The 1,551-nt window shown below is 39.0% G+C and carries 1 rRNA gene; it reads left to right on the top strand.

The annotated features are described in order from the left end of the window. Nucleotides 1-1,139 precede the first annotated feature (1,139 nt). Nucleotides 1,140-1,551: ribosomal RNA gene (locus EXN75_RS17350) — 16S ribosomal RNA — on the top strand; the annotation flags it as partial.

A 1,551-nucleotide genomic window follows, 5' to 3' on the forward strand; every position in this document is an offset into this window, starting at 1 on the left:
TAACAGAAATGTCATTTTTGACCATTTCTGCTACCGATATTTTAGTGCCTGTATGCTCCAAAACGCCTCTTTTATATTTATTAACATAAAAAGCTGCTCAAAAATTTGGCTATGTCTTAGGAATCAGCACCCCTATTGAAAACTTTGAATAGAAAAGCCTTGAAAAATGAAAGCGGCTTCGATAGTCAATGAAGCCTATTTCGTAGAGCAATGAAAGCGGCTTCGTAAGCAGTTGAAGCCTATTGCATTATTCTGATAGAAACTATAAAAATATAGTTGACCACTTTAAACTTTATTAATAATACACTTTGACTCACAGTATTAGTGTAACAACTCATGACAATATGGGTGCTGAGTAATTACAGCTTTAATTGACGGGTTTTTCGTTTCATTTGAAATATGTAAAAGTAAAAAAATAAAGACGTTTGGATTTCTGATTTAGCCTCCTCTTATGTGTCCATCCTGTCGTCTATTAAGACCAAAGCTTGCCTTAATAGACGACCAGTTTTGGTCTTCATAGTAGGTTTTTAGGGTAAATGCGATTTTTAGATTGAGGTGATGGGATGTGAAGGGTGGTGAAGGGTGGTTTTTAGTTGTTTTGTCTATAACTGTCTGTATGCCAGATATTTATATTGGTATGGTGAAGGGTGACGGGTTTTTCTCGTTTCGCTTTTCAAATTTCCAATTATATTATGTTTATGCCTGTGTATGCATACCAGCGCGCACAGGCAGGAGTGCGTATGTATATTATAATGTGCACTTGCATTAATTATCTATCGATATGTAATCAAATGTTAAAATATTGCTGTTTTTGAAACTTTTTTCTTGAAATATTTTGTGGAATGGAAAATAGTTAGTACTTTTGCACTCGCTTTTGAGAAATACACTTTCTCTTAGCAACAAAAGAAAGAGTTCTTTGAAAGATTTTACATAAACAGACAAGTAGTACAAGAAGCGGTTTTGAATTACACCTTATTATATATAGGGAGTATGAAGAGACTGGGTAAAAGAAACGAACCGTCAAGAAATTGACATCAGGTTTACTAAGCTTCAATAAACGAAAAAGGATATTCGTCCTAAGTACAGACAACAAACACTTCGCTTGTTTTTCGGAACAGGCAGAGTAAAAATGATATTTTACAATGGAGAGTTTGATCCTGGCTCAGGATGAACGCTAGCTACAGGCTTAACACATGCAAGTCGAGGGGAAACGACATCGAAAGCTTGCTTTTGATGGGCGTCGACCGGCGCACGGGTGAGTAACGCGTATCCAACCTGCCCACCACTTGGGGATAACCTTGCGAAAGTAAGACTAATACCCAATGATATCCCACGAAGACATCTGAATGGGATTAAAGATTTATCGGTGATGGATGGGGATGCGTCTGATTAGCTTGTTGGCGGGGTAACGGCCCACCAAGGCGACGATCAGTAGGGGTTCTGAGAGGAAGGTCCCCCACATTGGAACTGAGACACGGTCCAAACTCCTACGGGAGGCAGCAGTGAGGAATATTGGTCAATGGGCGAGAGCCTGAACCAGCCAAGTAGCGT

The sequence above is a fragment of the Segatella hominis genome (assembly GCF_004535825.1).
Classification (GTDB): Bacteria; Bacteroidota; Bacteroidia; order Bacteroidales; family Bacteroidaceae; genus Prevotella; species Prevotella hominis.